Source organism: Chryseobacterium sp. II3a (assembly GCF_057815135.1).
Map to the genome: position 1 here is coordinate 46,644 of NZ_JBYPZJ010000015.1, position 19,091 is coordinate 65,734.

A 19,091-nucleotide genomic window follows, 5' to 3' on the forward strand; every position below is an offset into this window, starting at 1 on the left:
AAGGTTCAAGAACTCATTGCTAATTACTTATTACTCATTACTCATGGTTCAATGCATATGTTCTGAAATTCAGCATTTTTACCTTTCCGGAGTCTAATAGAAAAATTAAGTTTTCCAGAATGCTTTCCTTGGAATGATAGCTTAGCTGTATAGAAAGTTCTTCTATGGTTGCTGATTTTTTTGCTAATAGATTGATAATCTGCTGGGAAATATTTTTTCCGAAAATAGATTGTTTATTCTTTTCACATACAGAGCATTGGCCACAGTTTTTCGAATTCTTTTCTCCGAAATAAGCCAGGATAAGTTTCATTTTGCAGTAGTCCTTATCTTCTACATAGAACTTCATTTCTTCCCATTTCTGAATCTTGTTTCGCTGAATATGTTCAAAAAGTTTCCAATAAGCATTGTTCACTGTCCTTTCATCACGAGGTTTCAGGAATTTTATACTCGATAAAGCGCCATCTATATATTCAAGATAGTTTTTCTGTTGAAGTTCTTTTAAACGTTCTTTAATTAAAGGAACACTTACCTGAATTTTATTGCTTATCTGCTGCTCGCTGAACATTACTTTGTGTGTGGTAATTCCGGACATAGTACGAAGAAGAAGCTCTATAAAATAAGCATCTTTTTGAGGCAGCTGATCTATTTCATCAGATTTAATAAAAAGTTCCAGAGAGGATAGGCTCTTATTATCATTGTGGTAAATAATTTCCTGGTTATGAAGAAAATTAAGAACATTATTGATCTTGGCTTTTGATAACCTGGTGAAATTTTGTATTCCGGTTGTATTTAACTGGAACGTTTTCTCGGGTAACTCAAATTCTGCTACCTGAAAAATAGAGTAGAGGTAGCTGATGATCTTTAAAAATTCCGCTTTATTAGGAATCTGATTTTTAAGGATTTGATCAAAATTTAAAAGTTCCTGTTTGTTCCATAGCATAAATGCAAAACTTTCTTTGCCATCCCTTCCAGCTCTTCCTATTTCCTGATAATAATTTTCAATCGAAGCGGCAGGGGAGTAGTGGAGAACAAAGCGTACATTGTCCTTGTCAATACCCATTCCAAATGCATTGGTAGAAATTAAAACCTGATTATCACTGTTATTCCAGAGATTTTGCCTTGTATTTTTATCCTTTGTTGTTAATCCTGCATGAAAATAATCTACATTTTTCAGATGATTTTTCTTTAGAAATTCTGAAAGCAGTTCAGCCTCTTTTCGGGTTCTTACATAAACAATTCCGGAATCCGTATTATACTTTAAAATATCCAGAACACGTTGGAATTTATCAGAGACTTCTTCTGTAAAGATTTTGATATTATCCCTTTTAAAGCTTTTCTGGAAAACTACAGGATTTCTCAGTTCAAGTTTATTTTTAATTTCTTCAAGAACTTTTGGAGTTGCTGTTGCTGTTAATGCCAGACAAGGGATTTCAGGATTATTACTTCTAAAACCTTTGATATTTTGATAACTTGGACGAAAATCCTGTCCCCATTCGGAAATACAGTGTGCTTCATCAACGGCAATGAATGACAGCTCAATTTCTTCGATATTCTGAAGAAACTGGGTGTTGGTTAATCTTTCCGGAGATATGTATAGCAATTTGGTGAGTCCTTCTTTACAACGGTTGTAAATGGCCTCGGCATCATATTCATCTAATTCGGACGACAGATACTCTGCCTCTACACCGCGGAATTTAAGCTGATTTACCTGGTCTTTCATTAAAGCCAGCAAAGGGGAAATTACCAGGCAGGTTCCTTCTTTTAGTAAAGCGGGAAGTTGATAACATAATGATTTTCCAGCACCTGTAGGAAGCAATACTAGTGTATCTTTTTCATTGATGACAGCATTGATAATTTCTTCCTGAGAATCTCTGAAGCCGGTATAGCCCCAGAAATACTTAAGAGTATCATATTTTAGCTTTTGAAAATCCTGTGGAGAAATCATGTTGTAAAAATAAGGAAAGTATCAGACAAAAAAAGCCACGCGATGCGTGACTTTTATATAGTAACTTAATAAGTTTATTATTTAGCTTCGAAGTATACTCTTCTGTTGGCTCTGTTTTTCCATTCAGGGCACTTCGTTGCAGGTTCACACTCAGGGTATTTAAGGTCTTTTTCTCCTTTACCTACAGCGTTTAACTTACCAGATTGAACTCCGTTTTTAATTAGATAATTCTTAACGTTGTTTGCTCTTCTTTGAGATAATTTTTGGTTGTAAGCATCAGTACCTCTTGTATCAGTAGCTCCTACAACATTGTAAGAACCGTTTGAAGAATTGATGTAGTTTACAGCATTATTTAAGATAGGAGTATTTGAAGGTAAAATTCTGTCAGAATTTAAGTCAAATTCAATTCCTTCTAATTTAGTTTCTGTTTCTACTACCGGTCCTGTAGTGGTTGTAGGACAGCCGTTGTTTTCAACAGGTCCAGGAACCGTTACACACTTATCGTAAAGGTCAATAACCCCATCAAGGTCTGTATCAAGAGCAACACCGGCACCATCCACTCTAGCTCCAGCAGGAGTATCAAGCTGTCTGTCCCAATCGTCACATACTCCGTCGTTATCAGCATCTCCTTTCTTACATACTTCGATATCCTGGTTTTTATTAGCCAAAACATCAAGTTTGTAATAGATTTCCTGAAGCGGGTCATGCCACATTAAGTGAGACTCATGTTTTCCTAATTTTACAGAAAGACCTAAAGTAGCGTTGAAGAAATTATCAGAAACCTGCTCTGAACGTCTGTTGATATCGCTGTACGCCATACCTCCACCATCAAATTCATCATCACCGGTTACTACATACATTAATCTACCTTCAAGATCGATTCTTCTGTTTATTTTGAATTTAAGACCTGCACCAGCTTGCATAAACATTGAACCTAATTGGAAAGGTTTAATTTCAGTAGCTAATGTTTGTCCTTTGCTCGTTTTCTGATAAGCTCTGTAAGCAATAGTACCAATACCTGCGTATCCGTGAAGGGCCCATCTGTAAGGAGAATGGTTGTCAACTCTTCTCAAAAGGTTAGAGAAATTGATGTCTCCTAAAAGGGAAATTGCATCATACTGAGTTCTGCCTGCTACAGCACCCGCATCAGGGGCTGCATCTTTGGTATTGAACCATCCTTGTCTTGTCTCACCTCTGTCATACTGTAAGTTGATTCCAAAAGCGTGAGTGATGGCTTTATCAATACTTACATAAGCTGAATATCCAAAAAGGTTTTTACCATTACCATTTTTGATGGATGTTAAATCTGCAGATTGAAGTAGTGGAACTCCAACCCCCGCGGAAATAGACCAGTCATTAAATCTTTTTGATTGATTGGTAAATGGGGAAACATTGGCAGACCCAGACGAGAACGTATTGGGATACTCTCCTTTTGAAACTGCCGTTGAGTCTTGTGCATAGCTGGCTGTAGGAATTGCCAATGCTAAAGCAACAATTGCTAAACTTAATTTCATAGTGTTATTTTTTTAGTTAAGTTATTTTAAATGATTTTTTTACGTTAAAAAGTGATTTTTATATTATTTTTTCCAAAACAATAATGGCTATATCTTGATGATTTTGTGCCTATTGCCCGGAAAATGATATAAAGGTATGTAAAAAAAGTGGTAGTAGAAAAAAAATAAACCGAAAAGAGCAATTCTTTTCGGTTTATGTATTGTAACAAGAAATTATTTTTTCTTTTTCTTAGCCGGAGCTTTTTTTACTGGTTTTTTCACAGGAGCATCTTCATAGTCTTTCTTTTTAATAGAATTCCATTCTGAGCTTTCTATAAATCTTACCGTAACTTTTCTGTCTGCCAATCTTTCAGCATCTGAAGCTGAAGCTGGAATAGTAGCTTCTGCTGAGCCTACTCCTCTTGATTTCAACACACTTTCATTGATCCCTCTGTTTTCAAGAGCATTTACTACTGCAGCAGCTCTTTCTTTAGATAGTCTTAAGTTGTATGCAGCATTTCCTTTAATATCAGTGTGTCCTGTTAGTAAGTAGTTTCCTCCGTTTTCTTTGATAATTGAAGCGGCAAGGTCTAATTTACTGTTAGATTCAGGTCTGATGGTAGCTTTGTTAAAGTTAAAGTAAATATCTTTAAGTGTTCTCTCTACCTCTACAGCAGTTTGATTATTGTCTTTTTTCACAGGACAGCCGTTGTTTTCAACAGGTCCAGGAACCGTTACACACTTATCGTAAAGATCAATAACCCCATCAAGGTCTGTATCAAGAGCAACACCGGCACCATCCACTCTAGCTCCAGCAGGAGTATCAAGCTGTCTGTCCCAATCGTCACATACTCCGTCGTTATCAGCATCTCCTTTCTTACATACTTCGATATCCTGGTTTTTATTAGCCAAAACATCAAGTTTGTAATAGATTTCCTGAAGCGGGTCATGCCACATTAAGTGAGACTCATGTTTTCCTAGCTTGAAAGAAAGACCTAAAGTAGCGTTGAAGAAGTTGTCAGAAACCTGCTCTGAACGTCTGTTGATATCGCTGTACGCCATACCTCCGCCGTCAAATTCATCATCACCGGTTACTACATACATTAATCTACCTTCAAGATCGATTCTTCTGTTTATTTTGAATTTAAGACCTGCACCAGCTTGCATAAACATTGAACCTAATTGGAAAGGTTTAATTTCAGTAGCTAATGTTTGTCCTTTACTCGTTTTCTGATAAGCTCTGTAAGCAATAGTACCAATACCTGCATATCCGTGAAGGGCCCATCTGTAAGGAGAATGGTTGTCAACTCTTCTCAAAAGGTTAGAGAAATTGATGTCTCCTAAAAGGGAAATTGCATCATACTGAGTTCTGCCTGCTACAGCACCCGCATCAGGGGCTGCATCTTTGGTATTGAACCATCCTTGTCTTGTCTCACCTCTGTCATACTGTAAGTTGATCCCAAAAGCATGAGTGATGGCTTTATCAATACTTACATAAGCTGAATATCCAAAAAGGTTTTTACCATTACCATTTTTGATAGAAGTTAAATCCGCTGATTGAAGTAACGGAACTCCAGCTCCTACTGAAATAGACCAGTCATTAAATCTTTTTGACTGATTGGTAAATGGGGAAACATTAGCAGAACCAGAAGAGAATGTATTAGGATACTTTCCATCTGTAGCTGCTGATGAATCTTGTGCATAGCTGGCTGTAGGGATTGCCAAAGCTAAAGCAACAATTGCTAAACTTAATTTCATCGTGTATTATTTATTTTGATTTTTTAAAGCGGTTTTCTGCTTTTATATTATTTGGTTGGACATCCGTTGTTTTCAACAGGTCCGGGAACTGTTACACATTTATCATAAAGATCGATAACACCATCAAGATCCATATCAAGAGCAACACCAGCACCATCTACTCTTGCTCCAGCAGGAGTATCAAGTTGTCTGTCCCAATCGTCACATACTCCGTCATTATCAGCATCTCCTTTTTCACACACTACAAGATCTGTAGTCTTATTTTCTAAAACGTAGGTTCTGTAGTATGCTTCCTGAAGTGGGTCATGCCAAGCTAAATGAGAATCGTGTTTTCCTAATTTGAAAGATACCCCTAAACTTACAGTCCATGCGTTATCAGATTTTCTGTCATTAAGCATGTTGTATGCTGTGTAAGCTGGACCACCGCCATCAAATTCGTCATCACCACTGATGATGTACATAGTTCTTGCTTCAACATCAATAAGTTTAGAAACATTATATTTAAGTCCTAAACCTCCCTGATAGAATACGGAACCAATATCCAGAGGTTGTCTTACAAATGAAGGAATTCTTTTCGGATTATCACTCCATCTGTTTTCATTATTATCATGTAATGACGTTCTGAATGCCTGAAGCCCGATACCCATGTATCCATGGAAAGCCCATCTGTAAGGAGAATGGTTATCAACTCTTCTTAACAAGTTTGAGAAGTTGATATCTCCCATTAAAGCTAATTGGTCAAACTGCGTTGTTGCAGTAGCAACTCCTGCAGCGGCACCCGCAGCACCCGTAAGTTGTCCTGTCTGTTTAGTTTCTCCTTTAGTATACATCAAGCTTAAACCGAAAGTGTGTGAGATTTGCTTATCAATACTTACATAAGCATTATACCCCCAATTGGTTTTATCTTTACGTAGAGATTTAAGGTCAGAATGAACCATAAATGCTGCTCCTCCACCTACTGAAATAGACCAATCTCTGAAGCGTCTTGCTTTGTTGTCAAAAGGTTGTACGTTAGCGGAGCCTGAAGAGAATGTATTAGGATACTCAGTAGAAGAGTTTACTGTAGTACTGCTGCTTTGTGCGAAAGCGGCAATTGGCAAGGTTGTAGCCAATAATAATAAACCTAATTTCATACAATATGTTTTATGTTTTAAATAAAATCTTTTAATAATATTCTGGAAAAATCCCTTTCAAAAAGATGTTTTTTATGAGGGATTACTAATCTTTCTGATATAAAATTTAATTCATTATATGTAATGATATCAATATCTATTATCCTGTCTGTATAACCACCGGATACTTTTGAATCATTAATTCTTCCCATTTCAGCTTCAATGTTTTTAATACAATCAAGCAGCTGAATTGGTGAAAGATGCGTGAATATTATTGCTGCAATATTACAAAAAATATTGGAACTGACAAATTCTACAGGATCAGACATTAAAAATTCGCTTACCTGTGAAATTTGATTTCCGGCTTCCTTTATTTTTTGTAAAGCCTGTTCAATATTTTTTTTTTGCTCTCCAAGGTTACTTCCTAGTAACAAAACTACCCTTTGCTGCGACATATTGAAAAATTGATTGATTTATGAGAAGTTTCTTTAAAAATGTTTTGGCAAATATAGTAGCAATAATCATACTTTGTGCTGTATTTTTCGTCTTTTTTATTATGATGCTTGTGTTCAGTTCTATGGGAAGTGACAAGTCTGTGGCAGTGAAAAAGAATTCGGTTCTTACCATTAATTTAAAGACCAATATAATAGACAGCCCTACTGAAGAACAAATGGACCTGTTTGGACTGGGCAGCCAGAATAAAAACGTTCTTCTATATGACGTACTTGAGGCGATTAATAAGGCTAAAACTGATGATAATATTAAAGGAATCAGTATTGAGACCGATGACCTGAATGCAGGACTTACTCAAATTGATGATCTTAGAAATGCTATTGAAGATTTTAAGAAAAGCGGAAAATTTGTGTATGCTTATGGAAACGGAGTTTCTCAATCCGCTTATTACCTGGGATCAGTAGCAGATAAATACTATCTTCATCCTGCTGGAGGTATAGAATTGAAAGGCCTTTCTACTGAGGTAACCTTCTTTAAAGATTTTGCAGATAAGTACGGTGTTGGAATAGAGGTAATTCGTCATGGTAAATTTAAATCTGCGGTAGAGCCTTTCTTAAGAAATGATATTTCTCCTGAAAATAAAGAACAGCTGAGTACTCTGTTAAATGACCTTTGGAAAAATACATCCTATAAAATGGCTGCCTCCAGAAAAATTGATACAGTTCAGTTCAGAACAATTGTTGACAGCTTATACGGGATGATTCCTGAGCAGGGATTAAAATATAAACTGGCAGACAAGCTTATCCAGAAATCAGAATATGAGGATATGCTTAAAACAAAGCTGAATGTAAAGAATGAAGAGAAACTGAATAAGGTTTCTTTAACAAATTATATCAGTTCTTTTGCTGATGATGATAAATCGGGTGAAAAAGTAGCGATATTATATGCATCGGGATCTATTAACAATGGAGATCAATATAATGACATTCACTCTGAGAAGTATGTTAAATACATTAAAAAACTACAGGAGGATGATAAAGTGAAGGCGGTAGTATTCAGAATTAACTCTCCTGGGGGAAGTGCAAATGCTTCAGATGAAATTTTATTTGAATTACAGCAGCTGAAAAAGAAAAAACCACTGGTTGTTTCTTTTGGGGACTATGCAGCTTCTGGTGGTTATTATGTAGCAATGGCTGCTGATAAGATTTATTCTGAGCCTAACACGCTTACCGGTTCTATTGGAGTATTTGGTGTATTGCCTTACTATAAAGATATCGCAAATAAGAACGGTATTCGTGCAGATGTTGTGGCGACTAATGCTAATTCCATGTATTATTCAGGATTAAACGGAGTAACACCTTATGGAGTAAACATGATGACAAAAAGTGTGGAAGGTACTTATAAAAGATTTGTACATTTCGTTACTCAGAATAGAAAGAAAACATTTGAGCAGATTGATAATGTAGGTGGAGGTAGAGTTTGGAGTGGCGTACGTGCTAAGGAAATCGGCTTGGTAGATGAGCTTGGAACTCTTAACGATGCTGTGAAATTTGCAGCACAGAAAGCAGGAGTGAAGTCTTACTATGTAGAATCCTATCCTAAGAAAATGACCCCATTCGAGCAAATTTTCAAAGATCTTAATGAAGACGATGTTTCTGCAAGAATTATCAAAAATAAAATAGGAAAGTCCAATTATGAAATCCTTCAACAGATTACAGACAAGAAGCTGCAGTCTGAGATAAAAATGGAAATGCCTTACCAGATTAGAATCAACAACTAACTAAATTATATTGTACAAAAATCCCGGATCTGAATTTCAGATCCGGGATTTTATTTTTTTATCAGCATTACATCAGCTTTTCTTCGTAGCCATTCCGTAAATCCAGAGGACAATTAAAGCGCCTCCAATAGCGAGAATCCAGCTTCTAGGATTCCAGAATGAGGTAACATCTCCCCAATGCAAAATGTAAACTCCTATAGCGCCTCCTACAAATGCTCCTACAATTCCAAGGATAATGGTGATAAGCCAGCCTCCTCCCTGAGTTCCTGGCATAATCATCTTAGCGATTGCACCTGCAATAAGACCGAATAAGATCCATGTTATAATTCCCATAGTTGCAAATTTTTTAATGGTTAATATTTAAAATTGATTTGTTTACTAATGTAAGGGAAAACATGATATAAATCATCTTTTCTTGAAGAATGAGTCTACAAATTCCGTACCATTGAAAAGCTGCAGGTCTTGCATTTTTTCTCCTACGCCTATATATTTTACTGGAATTTGAAACTGATCTGAGATGCCGATTACCACACCTCCTTTTGCTGTTCCGTCTAATTTTGTGACTGCTAAAGCGTTTACTTCAGTTGCTGCAGTAAATTGCTTGGCCTGTTCAAATGCATTTTGTCCTGTAGAACCATCAAGTACCAATAAGATTTCATGGGGAGCATCAGGAATTACCTTTTGCATTACCCTTTTAATCTTGGAAAGTTCGTTCATCAGGTTGATTTTATTATGAAGTCTTCCTGCAGTGTCAATGATCACAACATCTGCATTTTGGGCTACAGCACTTTGTACAGTGTCAAAAGCTACAGAAGCAGGATCAGACCCCATCTCTTGTTTTACAATAGGGACACCCACTCTTTCACTCCAGATAACAAGTTGGTCAACTGCCGCGGCTCTGAAGGTATCCGCAGCTCCAAGAACTACTTTTTTACCTTCTGATTTGAACTGGTGAGCCAGCTTTCCAATCGTTGTTGTTTTTCCAACACCATTTACTCCTACCACCATTATAACATAAGGTTTTTTTGAAGTATCAATGTTTCCTGTTCCAGCGTGAGGGTTTTCAAGCAGCAATCCTGAAATTTCCTCACGAAGAATAGCATCCAGTTCGTTTACCCCCACATATTTATCACGGGCAACACGTTCTTCAATTCTTTCTATGATTTTAATGGTAGTGGAAGCGCCTACATCAGATGCAATCAGTACTTCTTCCAGATCATCCAGAACTTCATCATCTACTTTGCTTTTACCGACTACGGCCTTCGTCATTTTTTCAAAGAATCCCTGGCTGGATTTTTCCAATCCTTTATCCAGAGTTTCCTTTTCTTCCTTTTTGAAAATATTTTTAAACCAACTCATAGTTTTAGTTTATTCTTATCTTTTGTTTTTAATCACTGCTGTGGCTTCTACTTCGATCAGTACATCATTCCTGAATAGTTTGCTTACCTCTATAAGGCTGCTTACAGGAGCATTCTGAAGATTGACATATTCGTCCCTGACTTTTCTGAAATCCGGAGTTTTTGAGATGTCTGTAATGAAAATGCTAAGTTTGACAATGTCCTTTCCTGTACCTCCATACTCTTTCAGAATATTTTCAATGTTTTTGAAAACTTGATGCGTCTGTTCTTCCACATTGTTTCCCACCAGATTTCCTTTTGAATCTAAAGGAACCTGACCAGACAGTAAAATCATTTTGGAAGTACCACAATCAATGCTTACTGATTGTGATAATCCCGGGATGCTGAAAACTCTTGGTGAATTTTTGTATTCTATAGGATCCATTGTTTTCTGACTGAATGAAAATTGGAAAATAACTGTACATATTAGAACAAAAATCTTCATCATATTTCACTGATTAATAATCTGGTGAACAAAGATAACAAAAAAACTACCCAAAATATGAGTAGTTTTTTATATTGTAAATAAAGTATTGATTATTTTTTCAAAAAACCATCTACTTCATCAGCATTCATTACTTTTTCTTCGAAAACGTAAGCTCCTGATTTAGAAGACTTCACCATTTTCACCACTTTAGTCATTTTCTTAGACCCGGTTTGTAGGGTTGCTACTACTTTCTTTGCCATTGTAAGTTATATTTATAAATTACTTGATTTCTTTGTGAAGGGTAGATCTCTTAAGAACCGGATTGTATTTTTTCAATTCCAATCTCTCTGTAGTGTTCTTTTTATTCTTTGTAGAAATGTATCTAGACATTCCTGGCATACCGCTTTCTTTGTGCTCTGTACATTCAAGGATTACTTGAACTCTATTTCCTTTTTTTGCCATGATTTATTAATTCTTTTTAATCAATCCGTTTCTAGTAGCTCTTTCAATAGCTTCCTCGATTCCAATCTTGTTAATCACTCTCAATCCATGAGCTGATACTTTCAGTGTAACGTGCTTATCTTGCTCTGGAAGGTAAAACTTCTTCTCTAATAAGTTAATTTCAAAACGACGCTTCGTTTTGTTATTAGCGTGAGAAACGTTGTTACCAACCATTGCACGCTTTCCTGTTATTTGGCAAATTCTTGACATATCTCGATGTTCTTATTTGTATAATATTTGAGAGTGCAAAATAACGAAGAATTTTTTATATAGACAAATCTTTTGGAAAATATTTATAAATAAGTGGCTGATTATAAATATTGATTTTTTAAAATATCCGAATTTCTGGGATATAGCATGAAATCAGTGCTGATATATTTCATACAGGCTTTTTTTCAGGCAAGAAAATTAATATTCTATCTTTGTTTTTAATTAATCTAAATAAAAATTATGAAGAGAATTTATATTCTATTGTCTATGCTGCCAGTTGGTTTATGTGCTCAGAATTTTACGGAGATACAGACCGGAATGAATAATTTTTATTTCTCGGCAGCGGATATTGCTGATGTGGATAATAATGGTACGTTGGATATTGCTATGAATGGTGCCATAGATTCTGATGGAGATGGAAATCCTGATGCAACTTATAATGAAGTTTATCAAAATACGGGAACTACTTTACAGCCTTATACCGATCTGGGCGGCGATGTGACGCATCTAGGGGATATAAAATTTATCGATTATAACAATGATGGGCTGATGGATATTATTTCCACCGGATTGAGTTATATGGATATTGTAAATTATAAGCATTATCGTTTTAAAAATACAGGGGTTGGTTTTGTAAGAGAAAATGAGCTTCCGGGAAAGATATATGGTTCATTGGAAGTTTTTGATTTTAATCATGACGGAAAGCCAGACTATGCTATCAATGGAACTCAGTTTGCTCACGGAGGAGGTTTTAAAAATTCTGTTGATTTTTATAAAAACACAGGAGCAGGTTTTGATCTGACTGATAATTGGGTCGATGGGACTCAAAATGGAAGCTTTAAAGTGGTAGATCTTAATAATGACCAGCTTTTAGACCTTGTAATTATCGGATCGGATATCAATGGTGACCCGGTATCCAAAGTATATATCAACCAAAACGGAATATTGGTAGATACACAGGCTCTTGATTCTTTAATTTCAGGAAAACTGGAAGTAGCGGATTTTAACGCGGATGGGTTCCAGGATATTGTAGTGGCGGGTAAAGATCCAAATGATGATCCTTATCTTGCTGTTCTGATGAATGACAGAACCGGTAATTTAGTTACCCATCAGATCACATCAGAGATCTCTGAAGCTTCAATAAGTGTTGGAGATCTGAACAATGATGGATACTATGATTTTATGATTGCAGGAGATATTAATTATAACGCAGTGGTAAAATCCTATTTATATAATCCAGCCAGTCAAACGTTTACAGAAGGAACTATCACAGGCTTGCACAGTTTAGGAGGACCTGGGACGATGCAGCTATTTGATTTTAACAAGGATAATCATCTGGATGTATTGTTAAGCGGATTTGATTGGGCAGGCCAGGATAATCCATCTTTGACAAAGGTTTTTAAAAATAATTCTACAGAGCAGAATGTAAAACCAATGGCCCCAACTCACCTGAATCTGACTAAAAATGGAAACCGATTTAATTTTACATGGAATGGAGCAGCAGACGATAAAACCCCTGCCAATGCATTACGTTATGAGATTAAAGTAGGATCTACACCTGGATCACAGAATATTGCCAAATATATTGTAACTACACCTTCATGGTTTCTGGATCTTGATCCGTCTGTTCAGAATGTATACTGGAGTGTACGATCAATTGATGCGTCTAAAGTATATTCTGATGCTTCTACACAAGGTTCGTTATCAACCAATGAATATACGAACAATCGTGAAAAAGAGTTTACTATTTATCCGAACCCAGCCTCTGATAAAGTGTATATCAAAGGGGAGAAGGCTTCAGAAGCTGAAATTTATTCCATCGAAGGAAGAAAACTAAATATCATTTTAAACAGAGATCAATCTATTGATGTGTCTCATCTTCCAAAAGGAGTATATCTATTAAAACTGAAGATAAAAAACGAAATAACCACCAAAAAACTTACTATTAAGTAACTGAATCATTCTATCTTGAGAGAAGCCAGACGTCCAGCTGGCTTCTCTTTTTTTATTCCGGCAATCTCTTGGGATTGGCTTTATGGAAATGAGTTAAATGTTGCTCGCAGATCTCGCGGATGACGCAGATGGGTGTGGTTATTTGTATTCAAATGAAAGAAATGGTGTTAGTCATTTAATCTGCAAAAGTTTAATTTTCCACAGATTTTACAGATTAGCACAGATGTTTGTTTTAAATAAAAAATCTGCGTTATCTGCTTCATCAGCGAGAATTCAATATCTCTCAGATTGTGCAGATAACGCAGACTATATTTTAAAGTGTAAAAATCAGTGTTACTGATGTTCAATCACTATGCTTTCTTTGTTTTTGCCTGAAACCATTTAATCAGATAATAGAATAATAAAAATCCTAAAGCGAACATTGAGAACCTGGAAAGAAGATCTCCGGCTCTGGAGTAGAATGTCATTCCATCATAAAGATTAACTTTTGAAAATAATGCAGTTTGGTCCCCATAGAAAGTATCTGCTGTCACTTCACCTTTGGCATTGATATGGGCAGAAATTCCACTGTTGGCGGCACGGGCGATTTCTCTTCTGGTTTCAATGGCTCTTAGTTTTGCGTAAGATAAAAGCTGCTTGTGGCCTTCAGTAACGCCCCACCATGAATCATTGGTCATAATAGCAAGGAAATTAGCTCCTTTTTTTACGTAATCTGTGACAAACTCACCATAAATACTTTCGTAACAGATAATAGGCGCCATTTTCCCTTTGTTGTAAGGATTGGAAAAGGCGATTCTTTCTTTGTCTGTTCCTAAAGAGGCAACAGTTCCACCTAAATTCAGCATAGCGTCTCCTAAAAGAGGCTTTAGAACATTCATATAAGGGAAGATTTCAACACCGGGAACCAATTTTCCTTTGTGATAAACCTGTGTTTTTTGTTGAGGAGCGAGCTGAATCGCCGTATTGTAGCTTGCTACCCAAACTCCCTGGTTAATCTGATAAGCTTCTTTGGGTAAAGTTGCCGGATCGAAATATAAACGGTGTGAAGATATTCCTGTTGCAAAAACAGATCCCGGATGTTTAGACAGAAAATCTCTGACATTATTTAAAAGCAAGCTTTTTTCCAAGCCGGTTTCAGAAATGGAACCTCTACCGGGCAGGGCTGTTTCTGGAGCGATATAGTAATCTATTTTTGTGGTTGAATTTTTTTCAGCCAGTGCCAAAAGATCCTGTTCAATCGTTAAACTGTCTTTTGAATATTTTTCGGCATACGGATCAAGATCAGGTTGCAGCATTAGTACATTCACCTGTCCGGATGGTTTTTCATTAAAATTGTTATACTTTATGCTCGAAATAATCATAGGAACAGCGATTAAAGCTGCTATAATCGATGAATTTTTAATCAGGTCTTTTTTCTTTCTTCCTGCTTCCCATGTTCTTACCGTATAGAAAATAAGAACGTTGATTAGTAAGATCCAAAAGCTTCCGCCGGTTGCTCCTAAGGTATCATACCATTGAATCAGTTTGGGATAATCTGAAAATACATTTCCTAAATTCAGCCATGGCCAGGTAAGTTCCCAGCCTAAGTGAAATTTTTCAAAACTCATCCAGATAGCAATGAAGAATCCTAATCCCCAATAAGTTCCCTGAGCATTTTTATACCAATGATAACATTGGAATACCAAAGAATACAAAAGTGAATTGACAAGAACCGGGAATACAACAGCCATCATAGAATGGCTTCCGTCCGGATTTTTGGAGCCATACAGCCATCCTGTAGTGACAATATTCCAGATGACGAAACAAAGATAGGATAGCCCGAAGATAATCCAGCTCTTTCTTTTGTAATCTGAAAATTTTGAAATTCCATGTTCCATCATCAGAAGAGGAACGAGGGCGAAAAAGATAAAAAAAGGAACTCCATAAGTAGGCCAAGAGACCGACAGCAGCATTGCTGAAATAAGTGTTAGCAGAACGTATTTCATTAAATTATTTTAATATACAAATTTAATGTTTTTGAAATGAATATATTAGCATCCGATGTTAAAGAAATTATATAAAATTATTATTCTCCCTTATACGCTGTTTTTATTGTATCTGTTGTTTCTGGGAATGGGAAGATTTCAATATGATGATAACCTGATTACTGTGGAACCTGTGTTTTCTACCATTAAATTTATCCAGGGTGCAATGTCCTGGAAGGATATTGTTATTATTGTGATAGGAAATATTGTGATGTTTGTTCCTTTTGGTTTTTTGGGGTGGGTCTTTCCAGAACTAATGGATCTGAAATCCTTGGTTTTTACTTTCATCCCTGCCATTACCATTGTGGAAGGACTTCAGTATTTTACAAGAATGGGAATATTTGAGGTAGATGATATCCTCCTGAATACATTTGGTGTGTATTTAGGATGGCTGCTTCGAAGATGTATTGAAAAAAGATTTAGCTGTTGAGTTCTTTTGCCCTTTTTTCGGCATTTAAAATTCCCAGTTTTAAAATTTCTTTGAAACTATTTTCTTCAAAGGTTTTTAATGCTGCTTCTGTAGTTCCGCCTTTAGAAGCTACGTCTTTGATGAGTTCTTCAAGGTTCTTGTCAGAATTGTTGATGAGATGGTAAGCACCCAGCATAGTCTGTTTTACAAATAGCTTAGATAGGTTTTCTTCAATTCCCATTTCGATGCCTGCTTTAATCATAGCATCAATGATATAGTAGAAATAGGCAGGTCCGCTTCCGGAAAGAGCGGTAACACCATCCAAAAGATTTTCATCTTCCAAATAAACAGATCTCCCCGTACTGTTTAGCAGCCTTTCAATATTGATAAGCTGGCTAAAAGAAATGCCATCTGCAGCAGTATAGCCAGTAATTCCCATTCCTATAAGGGTAGGAGAATTAGGCATTGCTCTTACAACAAGTGGATGGTTTAATGATTTTTGAATTTTCTCAATATTAATTCCGGCCATAATGGATAAAACCATTTGGTTTTCCTTTAAAGTAAATCTGAAATTCTGAGCCACTGTTTGGAAGTCTTGTGGTTTTACGGCAATAATAATCAGGTCAGCATCCAGTTCTGTAACTTCGTCAAAGGTAGATGTTTTTGATTGGGGGAAATCTTCCGCTATTTTGGAGATTTTGGTCTGGCTTCGGGTAATCAGGTGAAGGTTTTCCGGCTTAATCAGTTCATATTTCAAAAATGATTTTGAAAATGACAGTCCCATATTTCCGGCTCCCAAAATAGCTATTTTCATGTTGTGGTGATTTTGAAACGAAAATAATGTTTTTTATTGTGATAGGAAAGATGAAGTTAACTTATATAAGTTTTCTCTTCAATAAAAAAGTCCGGCAGATGCCAGACTCTTTTTAGTGTTAAAACGGTTTTACTCCACAGGGAATTCCGGTCGTCTCATTTTATATTTTGTTCCTGAAAGAGCTTCAAGAAAGGAAACCAAAGCTTTTTTCTCTTCTTTTGTCAGCTTTAAAGGCTTTAAAAGAGGATCTGTTACGGGATAAAGAGGATCTTTCTGCTTAGCTTCAGGAGAAGGGTCTATCATGTGCATTCCACTGTTGTATATATTTACGATACCTTCCAGTTCTCCAAAAAATCCATTATGCATCCATGGCTGGGTGAGCATCAGGTCTCTTAATTGAGGGGTTCTGAACTTTCCTACATCTTCAGGTTTTTTGGTGATATTATACAATCCTAGATCTTCATATTTTCTTTTGTAATAAGTAAGCCCAATATTATGAAAAGATTCGTCTGTAAGATATTGTCCGCTATGGCAGTTCATGCAGCGTGCTTTTGTTCTGAAAATATGCATTCCATAGATTTCTTCATCTGATAAGGCATTGTACTTTCCCTCCAGAAATTTATCAAAACGGCTTGGCTGGCTTTTAATCGTTTTTTGGAAATCGGCAATTGCTTTTACAATTCTGTCGTAGGTTACTTTCTCATCTCCATACGCATTCTTGAAAAGAGGTTTGTATCCCTTCAAAGCTTGAATTTTTGCAGGTAATGTTTTTACATCCATTGCCATTTCATGATGAGCACCTAATGGGCCGGCAGCCTGCTCTTCAAGAGTCTTTGCTCTACCGTCCCAGAAAAAGATCTGTCTTTCGGCAATATTATAAAGAGATTGTGTATTTCTGTTTCCCAAAAGATGGTTGTTTCCTAAAGCAACCTGTCTTCGGTCTGACCAACCCATTTCAGGATCATGACATGAGCTGCACGAAATCTGATTAGATTGAGACAATTTTGGATCAAAGAATAACATTTTACCCAGGATAACACCAGGTTTATCTTGTTCTACAAAAAATACTGAGTCTCTTTTAATAGGGGAGAATTCTTTCCACTTTACACCATAATCAATATCCGGTTTTGGCCATTCTGTGATTGCCTTTTTATAGCTATTTACAATATCTTCAATAGTGGGATTTTGAATATCAAGTATATTTTGATTTACTTTAGGGGTAAAACTCAGTAAAATCAGGACCATACCCCCTAATCCCCAATATATTAATTTTTTCATGTCTAAAATGTTATCCCTATGCTTGCACCTAAGAAATTATTATTTTTTTCCTGGATTTTTTGTGTCTGGTATTGCGCGCTTACAAAGAATGCAGGCAGTTTATCCAGTTTAAAATCATATCTTACTGAAGCTCCTAATGCTGTAATATCACTAGCCTGGAACATATAGTCCTGCAATACCCATTCATCAACAGCAGCATTTGAGGTTGTGCCCAGAGCATTGATGGATTGGTTGACTACTCTTTTATAGAAATAAGGCTGAAATGTAAATACCTGGTTATTGTTAATCTGCTGCTTATAATCGGCATTAAGTCCGAAGTAGGAGTAGGTGAACTTCTGCCCTGAGTTGGGATAAAGTCTACGCTCTTTTATTTCTTCATATCCAAAGAAAGGAACTGCAGTAATAGAGAAATTCTCTTGGATATACTGATAAAAACCTTTGACAGATGCTGTGTAATTTTCTCTGCGGTAAGCTTCTCTTTCGAAGATTTGAGTCATTATAGCTGTATTCATAGAATACCCATATTCAGAGCCTGTTTTTCGGGAGCTCATATATCCTGCCGATACACCAACACGGTGTTTTTCATTAATAGTAAAAAACTTTGCTCCTTCCAATTCAATCTTTTCATTTTTCAGGTCAGAAGTGTTATGGTTTTCGTTGGAACTATCATTATAACTTTTAATATTGCTGGATTTTCCCATTGAAGCCTGAAGATAGAAGTCTTTTCCTTGTTTGTTGGAAATCTGAATTCCTCCTTCATAAGCAAATTCTTCGAAAGTATTGGCAGGGCGTGTTCCTCCATTAAATAAGTAATTAGAGAAGCCAAGTCCTGACATCAAATATACATAAGGTCTACCCAAAAGGCTTTGAAATTGAATTGAATTGTTCTGAGTATATTTATTAAATTCACCAAAAACTCCAATTTCATATTCTCTGAAAATTTGGTAGTTCACACCCGCATTTATTCTCATGTCTGAAGTTCTGCTTTCCAGTCTGGGATCTTTTGAACGATAGCCCATCTGTGCAGAATAGCTTATTTGCCCGGCAACAGTCCATCTGTTTATTTTCTCAAGGTATCCTCCAGCAAACTGATAACGTTCAAGATTTAATTTTCCTCCAACGGAATCTGAAGTGATGTAGGGAGCGACACGTTCATAATCTAATGTTTCGTTCCATTTTACAGAACTTATTTTTAAGTTTTGATAGCTTGCGCTTCCCCATACAAATCGGTTGGGTTTCAGCTTTTGAAAAGACTGTGCTTTTATCATGAGTCCTTTACTGCCATTTCCTAATTGCTGACGGTATACATTTTTTTTGTTATTCTGATAACCTATACTGAATTCTGAAAATGAAGAAGTACTATAACCCGACATGGATGCCGGGTTATAGTAAAAGTTATTTTTAAAATCTCTTTCCTGATTGTACTGATTATTGAGGATTTTGAATAGGCTTAGACTATCCTGAGCTTTTATATTAAAATAAGCCCCAATCAATAACAGGCAGAAAAATGTTTTTGTATGTAACATAATTTGCTGTT

General features: G+C 36.2%; 18 protein-coding genes. 3 read left to right on the forward strand and 15 right to left on the reverse strand.

Features of this window, described 5'->3' with window-relative positions; all coding sequences use genetic code 11:
* Positions 1–37: 37 nt before the first annotated feature.
* The 5 genes from AC3HD6_RS22900 to folK all read right to left on the reverse strand — a co-directional run bounded on the left by AC3HD6_RS22900 (position 38) and on the right by folK (position 6,763).
* A complete protein-coding gene (locus tag AC3HD6_RS22900) occupies positions 38–1,945 on the reverse strand; it encodes a RecQ family ATP-dependent DNA helicase (RefSeq protein ID WP_488898423.1) in 1,908 nt (635 codons plus the stop codon).
* 77 nt (positions 1,946–2,022) lie between these two features.
* Positions 2,023–3,459: an OmpA family protein gene (locus AC3HD6_RS22905; protein ID WP_488898424.1), complete on the reverse strand. Its 1,437-nt coding sequence runs from the start codon at positions 3,457–3,459 to the stop codon at positions 2,023–2,025.
* Positions 3,460–3,672: 213 nt separating this feature from the next.
* Positions 3,673–5,196: an OmpA family protein gene (locus AC3HD6_RS22910; protein WP_488898425.1), complete on the reverse strand. Its 1,524-nt coding sequence runs from the start codon at positions 5,194–5,196 to the stop codon at positions 3,673–3,675.
* Positions 5,197–5,243: 47 nt separating this feature from the next.
* The gene (locus tag AC3HD6_RS22915; protein WP_068944559.1) at positions 5,244–6,329 is read right to left on the reverse strand and encodes a flagellar motor protein MotB; all 1,086 of its coding nucleotides are present in this window, start codon (positions 6,327–6,329) and stop codon (positions 5,244–5,246) included.
* Between the two features lie 17 nt (positions 6,330–6,346).
* Positions 6,347–6,763 (reverse strand): 2-amino-4-hydroxy-6-hydroxymethyldihydropteridine diphosphokinase, encoded by a 417-nt coding sequence (gene folK / locus AC3HD6_RS22920; RefSeq protein WP_488898426.1) that lies wholly within the window; start codon positions 6,761–6,763, stop codon positions 6,347–6,349.
* A 20-nt stretch (positions 6,764–6,783) separates the two neighbouring features.
* On the opposite strand from folK, the gene sppA reads away from it, so the two are divergent.
* On the forward strand, positions 6,784–8,541 hold the full coding sequence (gene sppA, locus AC3HD6_RS22925) for a signal peptide peptidase SppA (RefSeq protein ID WP_488898427.1): 1,758 nt from the start codon (positions 6,784–6,786) through the stop codon (positions 8,539–8,541).
* A 72-nt stretch (positions 8,542–8,613) separates the two neighbouring features.
* Here the strand turns inward: sppA and AC3HD6_RS22930 are convergent, their stop codons facing one another.
* From AC3HD6_RS22930 to rpmB, 6 genes are all read right to left on the reverse strand, one after another.
* Positions 8,614–8,874 carry a GlsB/YeaQ/YmgE family stress response membrane protein gene (locus AC3HD6_RS22930; protein WP_123910163.1) on the reverse strand — a complete coding sequence of 87 codons (261 nt, stop codon included), beginning with the start codon at positions 8,872–8,874 and terminating at the stop codon, positions 8,614–8,616.
* 72 nt (positions 8,875–8,946) lie between these two features.
* Positions 8,947–9,900, reverse strand: coding sequence for a signal recognition particle-docking protein FtsY (gene ftsY, locus AC3HD6_RS22935; RefSeq protein WP_123910164.1), 954 nt, complete (start codon positions 9,898–9,900; stop codon positions 8,947–8,949).
* A 15-nt stretch (positions 9,901–9,915) separates the two neighbouring features.
* The gene (locus tag AC3HD6_RS22940) at positions 9,916–10,386 is read right to left on the reverse strand and encodes a RidA family protein (protein WP_488898428.1); all 471 of its coding nucleotides are present in this window, start codon (positions 10,384–10,386) and stop codon (positions 9,916–9,918) included.
* Positions 10,387–10,475: 89 nt separating this feature from the next.
* A complete protein-coding gene (locus AC3HD6_RS22945; RefSeq protein WP_065395045.1) occupies positions 10,476–10,625 on the reverse strand; it encodes a DUF4295 family protein in 150 nt (49 codons plus the stop codon).
* A 19-nt stretch (positions 10,626–10,644) separates the two neighbouring features.
* Positions 10,645–10,827, reverse strand: a complete 183-nt coding sequence (gene rpmG, locus AC3HD6_RS22950; RefSeq protein ID WP_027373683.1) for a 50S ribosomal protein L33 — start codon at positions 10,825–10,827, stop codon at positions 10,645–10,647.
* Between the two features lie 6 nt (positions 10,828–10,833).
* Positions 10,834–11,076 carry a 50S ribosomal protein L28 gene (rpmB, locus tag AC3HD6_RS22955; protein WP_002976757.1) on the reverse strand — a complete coding sequence of 81 codons (243 nt, stop codon included), beginning with the start codon at positions 11,074–11,076 and terminating at the stop codon, positions 10,834–10,836.
* Positions 11,077–11,316: 240 nt separating this feature from the next.
* Here rpmB and AC3HD6_RS22960 point away from each other — a divergent pair, with 240 nt between their 5' ends.
* A complete protein-coding gene (locus tag AC3HD6_RS22960; RefSeq protein ID WP_488898429.1) occupies positions 11,317–13,029 on the forward strand; it encodes a T9SS type A sorting domain-containing protein in 1,713 nt (570 codons plus the stop codon).
* A 350-nt stretch (positions 13,030–13,379) separates the two neighbouring features.
* Here AC3HD6_RS22960 and lnt read toward each other — a convergent pair whose 3' ends face one another.
* Positions 13,380–15,014 carry an apolipoprotein N-acyltransferase gene (gene lnt / locus AC3HD6_RS22965; RefSeq protein ID WP_488898430.1) on the reverse strand — a complete coding sequence of 545 codons (1,635 nt, stop codon included), beginning with the start codon at positions 15,012–15,014 and terminating at the stop codon, positions 13,380–13,382.
* Between the two features lie 55 nt (positions 15,015–15,069).
* On the opposite strand from lnt, the gene AC3HD6_RS22970 reads away from it, so the two are divergent.
* On the forward strand, positions 15,070–15,483 hold the full coding sequence (locus tag AC3HD6_RS22970; RefSeq protein WP_488898431.1) for a VanZ family protein: 414 nt from the start codon (positions 15,070–15,072) through the stop codon (positions 15,481–15,483).
* Here AC3HD6_RS22970 and proC read toward each other — a convergent pair.
* From proC to AC3HD6_RS22985, 3 genes are all read right to left on the reverse strand, one after another.
* Positions 15,473–16,276, reverse strand: coding sequence for a pyrroline-5-carboxylate reductase (proC, locus tag AC3HD6_RS22975; RefSeq protein ID WP_488898432.1), 804 nt, complete (start codon positions 16,274–16,276; stop codon positions 15,473–15,475). The two genes, AC3HD6_RS22970 and proC, sit on opposite strands and share 11 nt — an antisense overlap.
* Positions 16,277–16,405: 129 nt before the next feature.
* Positions 16,406–17,554, reverse strand: coding sequence for a cytochrome-c peroxidase (locus AC3HD6_RS22980; RefSeq protein WP_488898433.1), 1,149 nt, complete (start codon positions 17,552–17,554; stop codon positions 16,406–16,408).
* Between the two features lie 2 nt (positions 17,555–17,556).
* A complete protein-coding gene (locus tag AC3HD6_RS22985; RefSeq protein WP_488898434.1) occupies positions 17,557–19,080 on the reverse strand; it encodes a DUF6850 family outer membrane beta-barrel protein in 1,524 nt (507 codons plus the stop codon).
* Positions 19,081–19,091 lie beyond the last annotated feature (11 nt).